Origin of the sequence: Winslowiella sp. 2C04 (assembly GCF_050037805.1) — a bacterium.
Taxonomy (GTDB): Bacteria; Pseudomonadota; Gammaproteobacteria; order Enterobacterales; family Enterobacteriaceae; genus Erwinia; species Erwinia toletana_A.
The window spans coordinates 1,808,665-1,825,337 of record NZ_CP188300.1 but is presented as its reverse complement, the minus strand read 5'-3'; the positions used below and the strand labels follow the sequence as shown (position 1 = coordinate 1,825,337).

Annotated in this window: 20 protein-coding genes; 4 read left to right on the top strand and 16 right to left on the bottom strand. The window is 54.5% G+C overall.

All coding sequences use genetic code 11. The features are described 5' to 3' along the window. The first annotated feature begins 100 nt into the window (after positions 1-100). Entirely contained in the window at positions 101-1,531 is a 1,431-nt protein-coding gene (locus tag ACP3TC_RS08035) for an EmmdR/YeeO family multidrug/toxin efflux MATE transporter (RefSeq protein ID WP_426817971.1), read from the top strand. Between the two features lie 15 nt (positions 1,532-1,546). Here the strand turns inward: ACP3TC_RS08035 and ACP3TC_RS08030 are convergent, their stop codons facing one another. Both ACP3TC_RS08030 and ACP3TC_RS08025 read right to left on the bottom strand, forming a co-directional pair. Then, positions 1,547-1,849 (bottom strand): type II toxin-antitoxin system RelE/ParE family toxin, encoded by a 303-nt coding sequence (locus tag ACP3TC_RS08030; RefSeq protein WP_313852612.1) that lies wholly within the window; start codon positions 1,847-1,849, stop codon positions 1,547-1,549. Next, a complete protein-coding gene (locus ACP3TC_RS08025; RefSeq protein ID WP_426817970.1) occupies positions 1,846-2,130 on the bottom strand; it encodes a damage-inducible protein J in 285 nt (94 codons plus the stop codon). Before ACP3TC_RS08025 ends, ACP3TC_RS08030 begins: the two co-directional genes overlap by 4 nt. A gap of 394 nt (positions 2,131-2,524) precedes the next feature. Between ACP3TC_RS08025 and ACP3TC_RS08020 the strand changes: the two genes are divergently transcribed. Then, complete coding sequence (locus tag ACP3TC_RS08020) at positions 2,525-4,117, top strand: hypothetical protein (RefSeq protein WP_313852614.1); 1,593 nt, start codon at positions 2,525-2,527, stop codon at positions 4,115-4,117. A 37-nt stretch (positions 4,118-4,154) separates the two neighbouring features. Here ACP3TC_RS08020 and phnE (ACP3TC_RS08015) read toward each other — a convergent pair whose 3' ends face one another. The 14 genes from phnE (ACP3TC_RS08015) to phnF form a co-directional block, all read right to left on the bottom strand. After that, positions 4,155-5,033 carry a phosphonate ABC transporter, permease protein PhnE gene (gene phnE / locus ACP3TC_RS08015; protein WP_313852615.1) on the bottom strand — a complete coding sequence of 293 codons (879 nt, stop codon included), beginning with the start codon at positions 5,031-5,033 and terminating at the stop codon, positions 4,155-4,157. Further along, positions 5,030-5,896: a phosphonate ABC transporter, permease protein PhnE gene (gene phnE / locus ACP3TC_RS08010; RefSeq protein ID WP_426817969.1), complete on the bottom strand. Its 867-nt coding sequence runs from the start codon at positions 5,894-5,896 to the stop codon at positions 5,030-5,032. The genes phnE (ACP3TC_RS08015) and phnE (ACP3TC_RS08010) overlap by 4 nt, the downstream gene beginning before the upstream one ends. 55 nt (positions 5,897-5,951) lie before the next feature. Then, complete coding sequence (gene phnD, locus ACP3TC_RS08005; protein WP_313852617.1) at positions 5,952-6,884, bottom strand: phosphonate ABC transporter substrate-binding protein; 933 nt, start codon at positions 6,882-6,884, stop codon at positions 5,952-5,954. Positions 6,885-6,898: 14 nt separating this feature from the next. Continuing rightward, positions 6,899-7,729, bottom strand: a complete 831-nt coding sequence (phnC, locus tag ACP3TC_RS08000) for a phosphonate ABC transporter ATP-binding protein (RefSeq protein ID WP_313852618.1) — start codon at positions 7,727-7,729, stop codon at positions 6,899-6,901. Positions 7,730-7,831: 102 nt separating this feature from the next. Beyond that, positions 7,832-8,575 (bottom strand): phosphonate metabolism protein PhnP, encoded by a 744-nt coding sequence (gene phnP / locus ACP3TC_RS07995; RefSeq protein ID WP_313852619.1) that lies wholly within the window; start codon positions 8,573-8,575, stop codon positions 7,832-7,834. Beyond that, complete coding sequence (gene phnN / locus ACP3TC_RS07990) at positions 8,566-9,108, bottom strand: ribose 1,5-bisphosphokinase (RefSeq protein WP_426817968.1); 543 nt, start codon at positions 9,106-9,108, stop codon at positions 8,566-8,568. The genes phnP and phnN overlap by 10 nt, the downstream gene beginning before the upstream one ends. Continuing rightward, positions 9,108-10,244 (bottom strand): alpha-D-ribose 1-methylphosphonate 5-triphosphate diphosphatase, encoded by a 1,137-nt coding sequence (gene phnM, locus ACP3TC_RS07985; protein ID WP_426817967.1) that lies wholly within the window; start codon positions 10,242-10,244, stop codon positions 9,108-9,110. The genes phnN and phnM overlap by 1 nt, the downstream gene beginning before the upstream one ends. Continuing rightward, positions 10,231-10,944 carry a phosphonate C-P lyase system protein PhnL gene (gene phnL / locus ACP3TC_RS07980; protein WP_426817966.1) on the bottom strand — a complete coding sequence of 238 codons (714 nt, stop codon included), beginning with the start codon at positions 10,942-10,944 and terminating at the stop codon, positions 10,231-10,233. Before phnL ends, phnM begins: the two co-directional genes overlap by 14 nt. Positions 10,945-10,959: 15 nt before the next feature. Then, positions 10,960-11,721 (bottom strand): phosphonate C-P lyase system protein PhnK, encoded by a 762-nt coding sequence (phnK, locus tag ACP3TC_RS07975; RefSeq protein ID WP_426817965.1) that lies wholly within the window; start codon positions 11,719-11,721, stop codon positions 10,960-10,962. Then, positions 11,711-12,559 carry an alpha-D-ribose 1-methylphosphonate 5-phosphate C-P-lyase PhnJ gene (locus ACP3TC_RS07970; protein ID WP_313852626.1) on the bottom strand — a complete coding sequence of 283 codons (849 nt, stop codon included), beginning with the start codon at positions 12,557-12,559 and terminating at the stop codon, positions 11,711-11,713. The genes phnK and ACP3TC_RS07970 overlap by 11 nt, the downstream gene beginning before the upstream one ends. Next, complete coding sequence (locus ACP3TC_RS07965; protein ID WP_426817964.1) at positions 12,552-13,631, bottom strand: carbon-phosphorus lyase complex subunit PhnI; 1,080 nt, start codon at positions 13,629-13,631, stop codon at positions 12,552-12,554. The genes ACP3TC_RS07970 and ACP3TC_RS07965 overlap by 8 nt, the downstream gene beginning before the upstream one ends. Then, complete coding sequence (gene phnH / locus ACP3TC_RS07960) at positions 13,631-14,206, bottom strand: phosphonate C-P lyase system protein PhnH (protein WP_313852628.1); 576 nt, start codon at positions 14,204-14,206, stop codon at positions 13,631-13,633. Before phnH ends, ACP3TC_RS07965 begins: the two co-directional genes overlap by 1 nt. Further along, positions 14,203-14,652 (bottom strand): phosphonate C-P lyase system protein PhnG, encoded by a 450-nt coding sequence (gene phnG, locus ACP3TC_RS07955; protein ID WP_426817963.1) that lies wholly within the window; start codon positions 14,650-14,652, stop codon positions 14,203-14,205. The genes phnH and phnG overlap by 4 nt, the downstream gene beginning before the upstream one ends. Then, positions 14,653-15,366, bottom strand: coding sequence for a phosphonate metabolism transcriptional regulator PhnF (gene phnF, locus ACP3TC_RS07950; protein WP_426818256.1), 714 nt, complete (start codon positions 15,364-15,366; stop codon positions 14,653-14,655). A gap of 246 nt (positions 15,367-15,612) precedes the next feature. Here phnF and ACP3TC_RS07945 point away from each other — a divergent pair, with 246 nt between their 5' ends. Further along, positions 15,613-16,053 carry an antitoxin Xre/MbcA/ParS toxin-binding domain-containing protein gene (locus tag ACP3TC_RS07945; RefSeq protein WP_313852632.1) on the top strand — a complete coding sequence of 147 codons (441 nt, stop codon included), beginning with the start codon at positions 15,613-15,615 and terminating at the stop codon, positions 16,051-16,053. Next, positions 16,050-16,511: an RES family NAD+ phosphorylase gene (locus ACP3TC_RS07940; protein ID WP_313852633.1), complete on the top strand. Its 462-nt coding sequence runs from the start codon at positions 16,050-16,052 to the stop codon at positions 16,509-16,511. The genes ACP3TC_RS07945 and ACP3TC_RS07940 overlap by 4 nt, the downstream gene beginning before the upstream one ends. Positions 16,512-16,673: the final 162 nt, after the last annotated feature.

The following is a 16,673-nucleotide window of genomic DNA, read 5'->3' as shown; positions in this document are numbered from 1 at the left end:
GACTTTTCGTGCTCTGACTGATAAATAGATTGATAATTACTCTCTCCTTAACCATCCTTAAATCACTCACCCTGAATTCTCTTATCTCGCTGGTACTCACTTGCTCAAGCTGCCCAAAATATTGCTGCACGCGGTTCAACGCACGGCATGGTATCCGAAACGGCACTCTTATCGAGTTCTGTTAAAGCGTGAGATTACCCCGCTGGCGGTACCGATCTTTTTTGAAAATCTCTGCGTATTGCTAATGGGTGTACTCAGTACCTTTCTGGTCAGCCGGCTAGGTAAGGAAGCGATGGCCGCTGTCGGACTGGCCGAAAGTTTCAGCATGGTGATTATCGCGTTTATTGCTGCGGTTGATCTGGGCACTACAGTGGTGGTCGCGTTCAGTCTCGGCAAACGCAATCGCAAACGCGCTCGCGCCGCCACCCGACAATCTTTAGTGCTGATGACGCTGGCTTCGGTGCTGCTGGCGCTGGTTATCGAGTTCTCCGGTCAGTCGATTATCAATATTATTGCTGGCCCCGCCGCGCCTGAAGTTAAACAGCTGGCGCTGACCTACCTGCGCATTACCGTCTGGAGTTATCCGGCTGCCGCTATCGCGCTGATTGGCTGTGGCGCACTGCGCGGAGCAGGCAATACTAAAATGCCGATGCTGATCAATGGTGGCATGAATATCCTGAATATTATGATCAGTAGCGTGCTGATCTACGGCTGTTTTTCCTGGTCGGGGCTGGGATTTATCGGCGCCGGGATTGGCCTGACGCTGTCGCGCTATATCGGCGCGGTGGCGGTAATTTATGTGTTGATGACCGGTTTTAATCCGGCGCTAAAAATCACGCTGCGCAGCTACTTTCGCCGTATGGATATACCGATCCTGCGGGAAGTATTGAGCATTGGCCTGCCGGCCAGCATTGAATCAGTGCTGTTTAACGGCGGTAAACTGCTAACCCAGATATTTGTTGCCGGAATGGGCACCAATGTCATCGCCGGTAACTTTATCGCCTTCTCGATAGCCTCGCTGATTAACTTGCCGGGTAACTCGCTGGGTTCCGCCGCGACGATTATTGTCGGTACCCGACTGGGTAAAGACCAAATCGGACAGTCGGAGCGTCAGCTGAAATTTATTTTCTGGTTATCCACCGTTGGCCTGTGCATGCTGGCGCTGCTTTCGGTGCCGCTGGCCGGCGTGCTGGCCTCGTTTTATACCAATGAAGACGATGTTATCGACGTCGTGAAAATGCTGGTATGGCTTAACGCCGCCTTTATGCCGTTCTGGGCGGCCTCCTGGGTGCTTCCTGCCGGGCTTAAGGGCGCACGCGACGCGCGTTTTACCATGTGGGTATCGATTCTCAGTATGTGGGGATGCAGAATCGTCTGTGGTTATACGCTGGGGATTGTGCTTGGCTTCGGCGTAGTGGGCATCTGGCTCGGAATGTTCCTCGACTGGATTGTACGCGGGCTGTTTTTCTGGTGGCGGATGGTCAGTGGCCGCTGGCTAGGGAAGTACCGCAAAATTCCGGCGCAAAAGTAATGTCTTGCGGCGAAATTAGCGTGCCAGCCAGCGTGACGTCAGTCGTCTGGAGGTATGTAAAACGCGCAGAATACGCACCTCATCACTGACGAGAAGATAAACCAGGATAAACGGAAAGTGAGGGACGACCAGTTTACGCTGATTCTGCGCTTTGCCGGCCACTCCCCCTGCCTGCGGATTATCGATGAGTATTGCCGCCATGCGGGACAGCTTGTCATCAGCCGCGATGGCAACCTGACAACCAGCATGCCTCGAAAGCCAGATGAAAATATCTTCCCTGTCGATTGATGCTCTGCTTTCCCAACGAAGCTGCGTCATAGGTCTCCTTTTAGCGCCTTCGCTTTCAGCGCTTCCATGCGCGTCTTCATTTCGTCATCACTGATAAAGTGAGTGGCATGCTTATCATGATAATCAAACGCTTCTGCAATCGCGTTTTCCAGCCAGCGATCCTGCTCCATGCTTTGCATCTCCTGTTCTTCAGCTGCCAGTTGCTCAACCCGCTGGCGAACCAGTTTAGTCAGGTCGGTGTTTTTACGTTCTGCCGCCTGCATCGCCAGACGCTTGGTGGTCTCATCAATACGAAAATGGATATTTGGCATGCTGGTGTCTCCAACGTGTTGTCATTTGTGTAGTCAGTATGCCAGTGCCGCCCAATACTGTCATCATTCTCTGTGCTGTAAAATCAATCGATGTCAAAATTGCGGCAAATGCCGAAAAAAACCTGCGTCGTCGCGCAGATCAGTATCGATTTATTAATTATTGCAGTTAATATTAACCAACCGACAATCAAAAACAGTCAGATCGATATAGCGATATTGGCTGATTGACAGCCTCAGCGAGTTTTATTAACGTCTGAATCTGTATTTAATTAGAAACAATCCGCATTGTTCGGACGTTTCCCGCATGTCTGTCAGTTTCAGTTAACCGTTCATTATTCACCTATTTATGCATTTATAATAAACATGATTAATCACTTGCCATAAGGAAATGCAAATGACTCATCGTTATCCGATTATTTATATTCGTGGTTTTACCATGAGCGAAGCAGAGAGAAATAAAAGCGTTGCCGATCCGTTCTGTGGCTTTAATTATGGTTCCACCCTGTTTCGCGCAACGGAAAGTAAACAGCAGCGCGCGGATAAATTCTTTTTTGAATCACCGCTGGTCAGGCTGACCACTGAATATCAGTATCAACCGGTTTATCACAATGGTGATGATATTGTTGATGCTGACTGGAAAGGTAAAAGTGATGGAGAGGGTAATATCATTCCTGGCATACCGCCCGCTTCAATTATTATTTATCGCTATTATGATGATGGTTCAACATTTTTTGGCAACGGTGAATCGCGTTCGATTAGTGAATATGCTGCCGGCCTGAATGCCTTAATTCTCAGAGTTAAACAGCTGGTGCTGCAATATCCGTGCGCAGACAGTTCATTAATGCAGGACAGTGATTTCCGCTGCTATCTTGTGGCTCACTCAATGGGCGGGCTGGTAGCACGGGCTTTTCTGCAAAGTACCGAGCAGGATTTCCAACTGGCGCAGCAAGCCGTCGCCAAACTGTTTACCTACGCCACGCCGCATAACGGCATTGATATTCTTGGGATGAATGTTCCCGGCTGGTTAACCGCGGGCCAGGCGGACACCTTTAATCGCGCCAAAATGAGGCAGTACCTCAATCTGCAAACACTCTCACCGCGTTTTGATCAGCGCGTCGATCTGATTCCCGAGTCCGCACTGCCTGCCGAGCGGATTTTTTGTATGGTCGGCACGAATCGCAGCGATTACGAGCCGTTGCAAGGTATGCTGCGCAACTTTGTCGGCCACGGCAGCGACGGGCTGGTATTAATTGATAATGCCTCACTGTGGGGCGTTAACAATGATGGCAGTACAGTTCAGGTGGCAACGGCCTATGCCTTTCGTTCGCACTCCGGCTATTTCGGCATTGTGAATTCTGAAGAGGCCTACCAGAACCTGGTGCGTTTTCTGTTCGGTGATGTGCGGGTTGATGTCTGGGCTGATATTGCCTCGGTGACGTTACCGACTGAAATCGAGCCACAGGCGGCAAAAGTCTCCGGACTGTATCAGTTTGAGTTTCGCGCCGCCCCCAGAGGGAAGCGCTGGTTTCTCACTCGTCGTGCTTCGGTAGAAGACTCTCCGGCCTGCCGCACACATGCACAGTTAACCTCACCGGACCCAACCGACCGGCAGATTTATCTCTCCAGCCTGTTCTTATCAAAACGCGGCAAGGCTGACCCGCTTGCCAGCGAACTTTGCTATTCAATGACCTTCTCGGCCAAAGTGCCCGATTACAAAATTGAGCGCAATTTCTGGTCAGACGGTCATCACGAAGGCGCCGATCTGTTTCGTAATATGGCAATCATTACCCTTACGCCACCCGCGCAACCGGATGGCAACGGCGACTGGACGGTAAATTTTGGCTGGTCAGAGAATCCAACGCAGTATCAGCAGACTTTGCGTTTTCACTCAGCTGAGGATCGTCACGAGCTGTGCCTGCCGTTTGAAAATAGTGCTAAACCGGGTATTCGCGGCGCAATACGTATGACAGTCCGCCCCTGGTCGTAAGCGGCTAAGCGGCTGGCGAGTCGCCAGCCGCGGTCAGTTAAGGCTGATACAGCGGCACCGCTTTACCGGTAATATAGCGACGGCGCAGGCGGGCTGAAACCGCATCCATAATCATTACAATAACCACCAAAATCAGGGTGATAAACATCACCACATCCCAGTTCCATAAGCGCATATTTTCCGCATAGACCAGGCCGATCCCTCCGGCACCGACAAAGCCTAATACTGCCGCCGAACGGGTATTGGACTCAATCTGATACAGGCTGAGTGCCAGTAAAGTGGGAAAAGACTGAGTAAAGATGCCATAGCGATGTTTTTGTAAACTGTTGGCCCCTACCGCATTCAGCCCACGCCCCGGCGAACGCTCTACCGTTTCATGACCTTCCGCGTAGAGTTTTCCCAGCAGGCCAATATCCTGCATCACTATTGCCAGCACGCCAGCCAGCGGCCCCATCCCCACCGCACGCACAAAGATAAGCCCCCAAATCGCCATATCAATGCCGCGCAAAATATCCAGTAAACGCCGCATCGCCAGCGCTATCGGGCGCAATCCACGGCTGCTCATCACGTTGCGCGCGGCTAAAAAGGAGAGCGGCAGCGCCAGTAAGGTGGCGGTTAGGGTACCGGCAAATACGATTGCCAGCGTAATGCCTATTTGAGAGAAGTAGTAAGCGAAAGGCCAGCTGGCAAAATTATGCCAGACAAACATGCGCAGAAAGTAGCGGCCTATTTGCTGGCAGCCGTTAACCCACTGCGTCCAGGGGATACCGAACATCTGAAAGAAAAACAGATAAAACAACAGTACCGCGACAGCCAGCAGCAGCAGGCGCTGCAGATAGCGGCGCTGAATACTGAATAACGCCGGATGCTGCTGCTTAATTTGTTGCGCAGTTAACGCATTTTGCAGGATGATCATGCTGCTTTGCCCTCGACAACCCAGCGGCGTAACCGGCCGGAAAAAGTATCCAGCAACGACACCACGATGATAATCAGCAGCAGCGTGATGCTGACCTGGTCGTAACGATCGAGCTTAATATTGGTCATCAATTCCTGGCCGATACCGCCTGCGCCAACCAGACCTAAAATGGTCGACTGACGGAAATTCACTTCCATGCGCATAAAGCTGTAAGAGAGAAAAATCGGCTTCACCTGCGGCCAGAAGGCAAAGCGCACTCGTTGCAGTTTACTCGCGCCACTGGCCGCCAGCCCGCGTACTGGCTTATCCGAGGCGGTTTCTATCGCTTCGTAAAACAGCTTGGTCAGGCTACCGATGGAGTGCAGCGCCAGCGCCAGAAACCCCGGAATAGCGCCAATGCCAAAGGCCATAACAAACATCACTGCCCATGCCAGCTCCGGCATGGTGCGCAGAAAAGCAACCACGGTACGAATCGCCAGCCGCAGCGCCGGTGGGCTTTGGGTATTACCGGCGGCGAAAAAGGCCAGCAGCGTCGCCACCATCACCGACAGCAGCGTCGCCGCCAGCGCCAGTTGCAGCGTTTCCCAAATCAGCGGTAGCTGAATAGGCAAACGATACCCCCAGTAAGCCAGTGAACCCTCGGTGCGCCCATCAGCAAACAGCAGCGACCAGTGCAGCACCGGCACCGTTTCCAGCAGATAATCAAAGAAATGCGGCAGTGAAATCCAGACGGTATGCAGATTGAATTCAGCAACCTGACCCGCCGCCAGATACAGCGCCACCAGTAGCAGCGACCACAGCAGCGTATCGCGTTTTTGTCGCCCTTTTATCTGCTGATAATAGCGTTCGAAATCGTTATTCATCACTTTGTACCAGCACCCTTTCTACTTAGTGGCCTGCTGCCGCAGGCCACTGGATTTAGCGGTCGCCCTTGGTCAGTTCACGCTTCATATCGATGATCTGCTGGTAATCCTTCACGCTGGCCGGGCCGATATGCTGCTGGCCGCCCATCGCTTTGATAAAGCAGCTGTGGTTATCGCTATCCAGCTTTTTAATTGCCGCTACCACTTTCTGCTTAAACTCTGGCGGGAGTTTATTGCTGACCAGAATCGGGCCATTGGGGATTAACGGCGATTGCCAGATGATACGAATCTGCTTCATCAGATCCGGATGGTCCATGCGGATCATGCGGGTGAAAGCACCCGACGTGTAACCGCTGTTGTGGTCACCGATCATTGATGCCCAGGTGACTGCGCCAGCAAACTGGCCATTCAGCACGCCAAGCACATCCTGCTCGTGGCCACCGGAGAAAGTAATGCTGGCAAAGGTGTTGTTGTATTTGTTATCAACGTTGCCGCCAAACTGCTGCTTAAAAGCCTGATTGGGAATCAGGAAGCCGGAGGTGGAATCCGGGTCAGCAAATCCAATCGCTTTCCCTTTCAGGTCTTCCAGTTTCTGGTAGGGACTGTCCGCTTTTACCACCATCAGCGAGTGGTAGCCGCGTGATTTATCGGTGTCATCTACCGCGATACCCACCACATCGACCGCCTGCGGATCTTTGATATACACCGAAGCGTAGGAGGACGGCGACATGCTTAACACCAGGTCAATTTTACCGCCCAGCAGCCCCTGGATTACCCCAGAGTAATCTGACGAGTTACGCAGCTTAGTATCAACACCCAGCTCTTGATCAAAAAACTGTTTTACACACTGATTGTCACCGATTTGTTGGGTGGCGTTCTGACCGCCCAAAATACCGAGATTTAATTCCTTTGGCGTCCCGGCTGCGACCGCGCCAAAAGTTATTGCTGCGCCGGTCAGAATCATCGCCACGTTAAGCGTTTTTTTCATTGCTGCTGTCGCCCTTAGTTAAGTTGACTTATTTCATCGCCATACAGCGTATGGAGAAGGGATTCATTAAGCTGCGAAGGATGACCGTCAAATACGATGCGGCCCTGAGCGATGCCGATTGCCCGCGTGCAATATTCGGTTACCAGCTCGACAGAGTGCAGATTGACCATCACGCTGATGCCGTTATCACTCACCTGGCGCAGCACATCCATAATGCGCCGGGTATTTTTCGGATCGAGCGAGGCTACCGGCTCATCGGCGAGTAAGATTTTTGGGTTTTGCATCAATGCGCGGCAGATGGCCACGCGCTGCATCTGACCACCTGAGAGATTTTCAGCACGCTGTAGCGCCTGCGGCAGCATATTCAGCCACTGCAACAGGGCGATAGCGCGCGCACGGTCTTCGTCGGGAAAAATTTTGAAGAAGGATTTTAGCGTTGAGATCTGGCTGAGACGTCCCAGCAGCACGTTAGTCAGCACATCAAGGCGCGGCACCAGACAGAAATCCTGAAAAATCATGCCACATTCCGCGCGCCACTGGCGCATCTGGCGGCTGCTCAACCTGGCAATATCCTGCTGCTGGTCATCGCGGTAATTTATAATCTGCCCTTCGCTGGCAGGCAGCGTGCCATTCAGCACATGCAGCAGCGTAGATTTTCCGGCACCTGAACGACCAATCACCGCCACCAGTTCTCCGGCGTGCAGGTCGAAATTAATATTATCCAGTACCCGCTGCTGTGCCGAGTAAGACTTGCTTAATCCGCGTACCGCCAGAACCTTTTGCTGCCGCACTGCCTGCAGTTTAACTTCAGGTTCGGGTGCGGATCTTAATCGTGCCTGTGCCATATGTTTATCCGTTGCCGTTCGGTGAGTTGCACGCTTATTAACGTTATCGGCCATGAATCTCTGATGACAGTGGGATGATAAAACCATGACGCGATGGCGGTTTCAGCCGCCCAGAACCAGCCCGTCATACGCCGCGGCTACTCCGGCAGGTAACGGATGATGTTGCAGCCAGCTATCAACCTGATGACTGAGATGTGTCAGCCAGCTTTGCCGGGGCTTTAGCTGATGATGCAGCTTTAACGCCAGTTGCAGATCGTTGTGATTTTGCGGTGCGTCGCACGGGGGATAACTGCAATCCAGTATCAAATGATCGAGGGTTTGTCGTCGGAGAAAAGCATCAGTTTCCGGCGGAATATCAATGGTATCGCACAGCCAGGCCATGGTCGTTTGCTGGTCTTGCAGCAAATAACCCAAGGTGATTTTTGAGTGAATTAACGGCAATGGCGTGACACTCAGCGCACCAAAACTGACGGTTTTGAACGCCGTCAGCGGTGACTGAAACTGTAAAATACCGGGATGTTTAAACAGGTCGTCGCAGCCCAACTCATCCGGCGGGCCATACACCGGAATTGGCGCACCGACGCCCCAGCGCAGTGGAAACAATCCCTGCACATGGTCCATATGGTAATGAGTCAGCAAAATACGGCGGATATCGCCCGCGCCAAATCGCTGGTAAAGATCGCTACCGGCATCAAGCAGAGTGGTTTCTTCGCCGCTGCGAATCATCGCGCTACAAGGGGCGCGGCGATACTGCGGTTGCTGCCTGGCGCGCTGGCAGATCTCACACTGACAACCAAATACCGGCACCTGCTGCGCGCCGCCGGTGCCTAAAAAGGTCAGCTGCATGCTTCCCCCTCCAGTAAGGCGCGGAACCGGCGCAAGGTATCGGACAGCGCACCGTTATTGCTCAGGCTGCTGCAGCACTCAGATGGTGGCTGCTGCGCGCGCAATAGTCGTTGTGCGATCTGCTGCTCGCTCTCGCGACCGCGCTGGCGTAAACGCCCGGCCAGCACCGGCGCAGAAACCTGCAAACAGACTGGAAACAGCTGCTCAGCGTAGCGCTGCCGGGCAGCCAGCAGATGCTGACGCGAACCGTTAACCACCACCTCAATTCCCTGAGCCAGCCAGAGATCGATCTCAATCCCCAGCGCATAGCGCTGTTGATGCGCTTGCCAGTCGATGGCGAACAATCCTTTTGCCCGCCGCCGCAAAAACTCTGCCTCGCTCAGGGCAATATGATTTTCACCACCGGCATCAGCGGGCCGGGTAATGTACCGGTGAGCCACCAATACCTTTTCCGGTGGCTGCTCGCGCAGTGCATTTAACAGACTGTCTTTGCCGGAACCGGATGCGCCCATTAACCAGATCAGCCGCGCCATCAGTACACTCTCCTGCCCTGTGCCCAGACGTGACGAATATGAGCATGGCCGTGAATGCTGTGTGCCAGCACCAGATCGGCACGCTTTCCCTCGGCAATGATCCCGCGATCCTGTAAGCCGAGAGCGTTTGCCGGATTCGCCGTCACCAGCGCTACCGCACGCGACAGATCGTAAGGATTGCCGTCATCCTGCGCCAGACGGAAAGTGGCATCCAGCAAACTGGCGGGATAGTAGTCAGAAGACAGAATATCCAGCAGCCCGGCCTGCGCCAGCTGATGGGCGGCAACATTGCCGGAGTGCGAACCGCCACGCACAATATTCGGTGCACCCATCAGAATCTTTAAGCCCTGCTCACGCGAACGGCGGGCGGCGGCTTCAGTGGTAGGAAATTCGGCAATCACGCTGCCGATAGCCTGTGATTCATCGACGTGTGCTGCAGTCGCGTCGTCATGGCTGGCCAGCGCAATCCCCTGCTGGCGGCAGTGAGCGGCAATCGCCGCGCGATTAGGCTGCGACCAGCGCTGCGCCAATGCGATCTGCTGCTGCTCCCAGGCTGCCATCTCTGCCTGTCCGAGCTGATATTTACCCTGATAATATTCGCGATATTTCTCCAGCGAGACGAACTGGCGCTGCCCAGGTGAGTGATCCATCAGCGAGACCAGTGACAAGCCCGGCGTATGCATTAACTGCTCAAACAGTTGCAGCGTGCTGTCATGGGGGAGTTCGCAGCGCAAATGCAGACGATGCTCGGCGCGATTCAGCCCCTGTTGCTGGCTGTGAGTAATCGCATTGATCATCTTGCTAAGATTGTCGAGCCGATGCCCGCCATCGCGTACATCGCCCACGCCAATCGCATCCAGTACCGTGGTAATACCGCTGGCGACCATTAACGCATCGTGACTGCTCATTGCTGAATGCGCTGGCCAGTCGACTTTTGGCCGGGGAGTAAAGAATTTATCAAGATTATCCGTATGCAGCTCCACCAGCCCCGGCAGTAACCAGCCCTGTTCACCGTCGAGCGCCGACGGTAACTGACTGACCGTATCGCTGTAGCTGCGGATCACACCGTCACGCATCTCCAGCGAGCCGTGAACCACCTGCTTTTCCAGCACCAGCCGGACATTATTGATGATCATGCGCGTGCTCTCTCGCTGGCGGTAACATCATATGCAGACGATCGGCAACCCGATCGCGGACGGCTTTATCATGAAAAATTCCGACAATCGCCGCACCGCGATCGCGCGCTTCCTCAATCAGCTTTACCACCGCCGCACTGTTATTACTGTCGAGTGAAGCGGTCGGTTCATCGAGCAGTAAAATCGGATAATCAGCGATAAACCCGCGCGCGATATTCACCCGCTGCTGCTCGCCGCCGGAGAAGGTCGACGGAGCCAGCGTCCATAAACGCTCCGGCACATTAAGCCGCGTCAGCAGGTGGCGCGCACGCGCCTCACAAATCGCCCGCTCAACGCCGCGTTCCAGTAAAGGCTGCATCACTACTTCAAGAGTCGAGATACGTGGGATCACGCGTAAAAACTGGCTGACCCAGCCAATAGTTTCGCGGCGTACCGCCAGAATTTGACGCGCGGGTGCCGTGACCAGATCGATCCACTGCTGTTGATGGCGCAACCAAATATGGCCACTTTCCGGCTGATAGTTAGCGTATAGCGAGCGCAATAACGTCGATTTTCCACTGCCGGAGTGACCATCCAGTACCACGCATTCACCGGCGTTAACACTGAAACTGGCATCACGTAATACCGGCAGCACCGTACCGTGCTGATTATGTAACACAAAGGTTTTGCAAAGATTTTCGACGCGAAGTTGGGTGTGCATAGTTTATTCCTGTGATCAGCTTAAAACCGACGACACCAGCAGTTGGGTATACGGATGGTGCGGATCATCCAGCACCCGATCCGTGAGCCCGCTCTCCACTACCCGCCCCTGCTTCATCACCAGCAGGCGATGCGCCAGCAGGCGGGCGACGCCGAGATCGTGGGTAACAATCACCACCGCCAGATTAAGATCGCGCACCAGTGTGCGCAGCAGATCGAGCAGGCGCGCCTGTACCGATACATCCAGTCCACCGGTCGGCTCATCCATAAACACCAGCCGTGGATGGGTCACCAGGTTGCGTGCAATCTGTAAACGCTGCTGCATGCCGCCGGAAAAGGTGGTCGGCAAATCATCCAGCCGCGCCACCGGGATCTCCACATCCTGTAACCACTGACTGGCGCGCTGGCGAATCTCGCCGTAATTACGCTCACCAATAGCCATCAGCCGTTCGCCAATATTGCCACCCGCAGTAACCTGCGGGCGTAAGCCATCCAGCGGATGCTGATGCACTACGCCCCACTCGGTGCGCAGTAAGCGGCGGCGATCGCTTTCGCTCAGGCTGTACAGTTCGCTGCCGCGATAGAGAATACTGCCGTGCTGCGGCGTCAGGCGGGCAGAAATCGCCTGCAGCAAAGTGGTTTTTCCCGAGCCGGATTCGCCGACAATTCCCAGCACTTCGCCGGGAAACAGCTCAAAAGAGACCTGCTCAAAACCCTTGCCCGGCGCGTAAAGATGCGTCAGATTGTTGACCGCAAGCAGCGGTTGTTCACTTTTCATCGCGGATTTCCTGCTGCTGGCGGCAATAGTCAGTATCGGAACAGACGAACATGCGCGTGCCGCTGTCATCCATAACCACTTCATCAAGATAGCTGTGATGTGAACCACACAGAGCGCAAGGCTCATCCCACTGCTGCACGCTGAACGGATGATCGTCAAAATCGAGGCTTTCCACTTTACAAAACGGCGGCAGTGCATAAATACGCTTCTCACGCCCGGCGCCAAATAGCTGAAGCGCTGGCATCATATGCATTTTCGGGTTGTCGAATTTTGGAATCGGCGAGGGGTCCATCACATAGCGATCGTTGACTTTTACCGGATAGGCATAGGTAGTAGCGATATGGCCATAGCGCGCGATATCTTCATACAGCTTTACCTGCATGATGCCGTACTCTTCCAGCGCGTGCATTTTGCGGGTTTCGGTTTCACGCGGCTCGATAAAGCGCAGCGGCTCGGGGATCGGCACCTGATAAATCAGTATCTGATCTTCCGCCAGCGGCGTTTCCGGGATGCGGTGGCGGGTCTGAATCAGCGTGGCGTCGACGGTGCGCTCGGTAGTCGCCGCGCCGCTAACGCGTCGGAAGAAGCGACGAATCGATACCGCGTTAGTGGTATCGTCGGCTCCCTGATCGATCACTTTCAGCACATCATGCTGGCCGATTATGCTGGCGGTAATCTGAATACCGCCGGTGCCCCAGCCGTAAGGCATCGGCATTTCGCGGCCAGCAAACGGCACCTGAAAACCGGGTATCGCTACCGCTTTCAGAATGGCCCGACGAATAATTCGTTTGGTCTGCTCATCAAGATAACCGGGATTGTAACCGATCAACTCACTCATTGTTGTCGCCCTCCTGATACGCTTTGCGCAGCCGCTTTAACAGTTCCAGCTCGGCCTGGAAATCAACGTAGTGCGGTAATTTAAGGTGGGAGACAAAACCTGCCGCTTCGACGTTATCCGCGTGCGACAGCACAAACTCTTCATCCTGCGCCGGGCTGTTTATGCGCTCCTGATAGCGATCGCTTTGCAGCGCGCGATCGACCAGCGCCATCGCCATCGCCTTGCGCTCCGCGCGTCCAAACACCAGACCATAGCCGCGAGTAAAATGTGGCGGCTCTGCTTCCGGCGCGGTAAAACCGTTTACCATTTCGCACTCGGTCAGCAGGATTTCACCAATCTCCAGCGGAAAACCCAGTTCTTCCGGCTCAATTTCTACCGTAACGTAGCCAGTACGAATCTCACCGGCGAACGGATGAGTGCGCCCATAGCCCCGTTGCGTCGAGTAACCCAGCGCCAGTAAAAATCCCTCATCGCCTCGCACCAGCTGCTGCAATCGTGCCGAACGGGGTGACGGATAGCCCGGTGGTTCACGGGTAATATCCAGCGGCTCGCTGCCATCATCCGTTTCCAGTGCCGCCAGGCCTTCGCGCGTCATCATGTCGAACATATGCGGACAGTGTTGATCCAGCGGATGATCGGCGCGTGGCGCAGCCGCTGTGTTGCCCTCAGCCAGCAGCGCAAAATCAAGCAGACGGTGGGTATAATCATCAGTCGGGCCAAGCAGCTGACCACCCGGCAGATCTTTGTAAACCGCCGAGATACGCCGTTCAAGCCGCATATTGCCACTCTCCAGCGGCAGGCTGTTGGCCAGACGCGGTACGGTGGTGCGCCATGCACGCAGCAGAAAAATCGCTTCTACCAGATCGCCACTGGCCTGCTTAATCGCCAGCGCAGCCAGCTGCCGGTCATAGACGCCGCCTTCGGTCATCACCCGATCGACCGCCAGCCCGAGCTGCTGATCGATCTGCTGACAAGCCAGTTCAGGCTGCTGTGGGTCGCCACGCCGTAAATTTTCCTGTAGCTGATGGGCATTGGCGATCGCCTTTTCTCCGCCTTTTACTGCGACATACATCAGCACACCTCCACGTGTGTGGTGCGCGGCAAGGCCATCATCGCCTCGCCACAGGTGAAGATCAGGTCGATACCTTGCGGAAACACCTGCGCCCGCTGACGTAAAAACTTCAGCATTTTTTCCGGCAGTTGCGGCGCGATGGCGCGCGTCTCCATCAGGCCGGGCCCGCGCAGGCGCAGCGTCAGCCCGCCATTCAGCGACGGCACCTCAATAATTACCGTAGTGCTCTTTTCCGGCGACAGATTGTCGCCAGCAGCAAACTGCTGCGGATCGATATCTGAGCGGGCATGTAACAAGGCAAAGGGTGCCTGATGGCTGTCGGTCACCGCTGCTCCGGTGTGAAAACGCAGGTTAGACAGCAGCGTTTCATCGCACAGCGCACCATCCAGCCACAGCGGCGTCTCGCCATCGACCAGCGTCAGTAGCACCGCCGTCGCCGCCGGTGAAATCACGCCCCAGCCATGCTTCAGCGGCAGAGCCACCATCACGCCCGGTTCGCTCATGGCCTTCAGAATGCGGCGAAACGCGTACTGCGCGTCAGCAACCGGATGGTTAAAACTTGCCAGTAAAGTCATTCATTATCTCCGCGAACCAGGGTAAAGAAATCGACGCGGCTGCTGGCAATCTCACGCGAGCGCAGCTGTTGACGCTCAGCCCGTGCTGCCGCCAGCGGCGTAATCAGCTGTTGTTGCAGCAACTGATGCGTTTCCTGCTGCTGCAATAGCGCATCAAGAAGCGCACAGCGTTCAGCGTGAGCTTTGTCGCGCCCGGCGATATAGCTGTAGCCGCAGGTGCCATCGGCGGTGCGCACCACTGCGCGCGTAATGGTCATATCCCCCAGTACAAAACGCTGGCCGGTCGCGCCCATTCGCGCCTGCAATCGGGTTAAGCCAGTTTCGGCCGGACGGATAACCTGATAGTCCGGTTGTAATTTCAGCGCCAGCCAGTGCTGTTCAAGCTGTTCTGGCTGGCTGTGTGCCAGCACGGATAACCAGTGCTGGCGGACTTTTAACGCTTCCATTTAGTGCTCCAGCGTCAGTTCAATCATATCGGCGCGCGTCAGGCTGACGGAGTATTCCGCCATCTCGCCGCTCGCCGTCTCGTTCAGCGTGCGTACGCACAACAGTGCAGCCTGCAAACTGGTTTCCAGTAGCTTGCTCTCTTTCGCCTGCGCGCGACGGGCGCTGATACGCGTCTGACGCCGCGTCAGTGAGTAATTGAGATGTTGTTGAATAAATTCATGCAGCGAGCCGCTGTGGAACTGCTGTAACTGCGGCCACCAGTTAAGATGAGGAATAAAATGGTTAATCAGGCAGATTGGCACGCCGTTAACCCGACGCAGCGTGCGCAAATGAATCACGTTTTCACCCTCCTGACAGGCCAGTGCCGCAGCCACATCACGGCTGGCCGGACGCAGCACCGCCAGCAGACGTTCACTGGTGGGATGGCTGCCCTGCTCCATCAGGTTCTGGCTGAAGCGCGTCTGCGAGTGCAGTGGATAATCCCAGGGACGCATCAGCACCAGGATACCGACACCGTGACGGCGCTGTAGCAATCCCTTATTAACCAGCTCATCTACTGCCCGCCGCAGGGTATGGCGGTTAACTGCAAATCGTGTCGCCAGTTGCTGTTCCGATGGCAGATAGTCACCGCAGCGATAGCCGATGCGTAGCTCCTCTTCAAGCTGAGCGGCGACCGCCTGATAAACAGTGGTCGGATGTCTGGACAAGTTCATCATTTGCATAACCTCCGTAACACGAAGCTGATGAAATCCGGGGATCGGAAATCAATGCTGGCCATCGGTTCTGGCGTGCCATTACCTTGACGCGATGATGTTACAGAGAGGTTAACGAGAGATGGCGTGCAGATGAATTTATCAATACCGGCCAGAGCAGGCGCTGGCTGCCGTGACTGTCAACATTGACTCCTTGCGCCATTTGGCTATTATTTACTATGTCAACTGGCAGCAACGAGATACGTAATGAAAACCTATACCCCACCAGCCAAAAGAGATAAACCAACCAGTTTATGGGTCGCGGCGAATTTACCGGATGCTTCTGGTCCGGAGCTACGCGGCCTGATGTCTCGCGGTCTGAACATTGGTGTGATTGATAATATCCGCGATATCGTCGGCTTTAAAAAAGAGGATTTCCTCACCACGCTGGGGCTGAGTGCGCGCAGCATTGCACGACGCAAAGAGCGCCTGTCGCCGGGCGAAAGTGAATCGATTACTCGCTACGTTACGGCTTTTGATCTGGCGCTGGCGATGTTCGGCAACGACTATCATAAAACCATCAGCTGGATGGATACTCCAGCCAGAGTGCTCGGCGGTGAAACGCCAAATCAGGCGATGAAAACTGAAACCGGTGCCCGCGACGTGATGAGCCTGATTGAAGGCATCAAACATGGCGTAGTGATGTGATTTTATATCGGTTTTGCCAGAAACAATGGATAGCTACCGCCTGGAGCGGCGTCGGTGCGGTAAACAACAGCGTCGCGCGCTGGAATAACCCCGGAACGCCGATGGTTTATCTCGCCAGTTCGGTATCGCTGGCGATGCTGGAGATTCTGGTTCATGTACAGGATGAGTCGATTCTTTCGCTGTATCAGTTGATGAGTATTGAAGTGCCGGATGCACTGATTGTTAAGCTTAACCCCGACGATATGCCGAAAAACTGGCGCGCCGAAGTGCCAGGCCGTGAAACCAAAGAGATTGGCAGTGACTGGTTTGATGGCGGCTCCAGTATCGCAATGATGGTGCCGTCAGCAATTGTGCCGATGGAATACAATGTGTTACTCAATAATGAACATCCCGATTTCGCTGCCTGCCTGCAATCGGTAAAAATGCTGAACTTTTCCTTTGATGCGCGTTTAATGTAAAAACAAAGCCATGAACGCTTGCACGAATATGCTCTGTTGATCAGTAAGAAACCAATAAGCCAGGAGTGGTTAACTCCCCTGCCTTATTCGAGTTTCTCCAGCCTTTCGGGCGTCCGGTCAGTTGCTTGATGGCAACGATAATCTGCAATGCAACGTGAATTA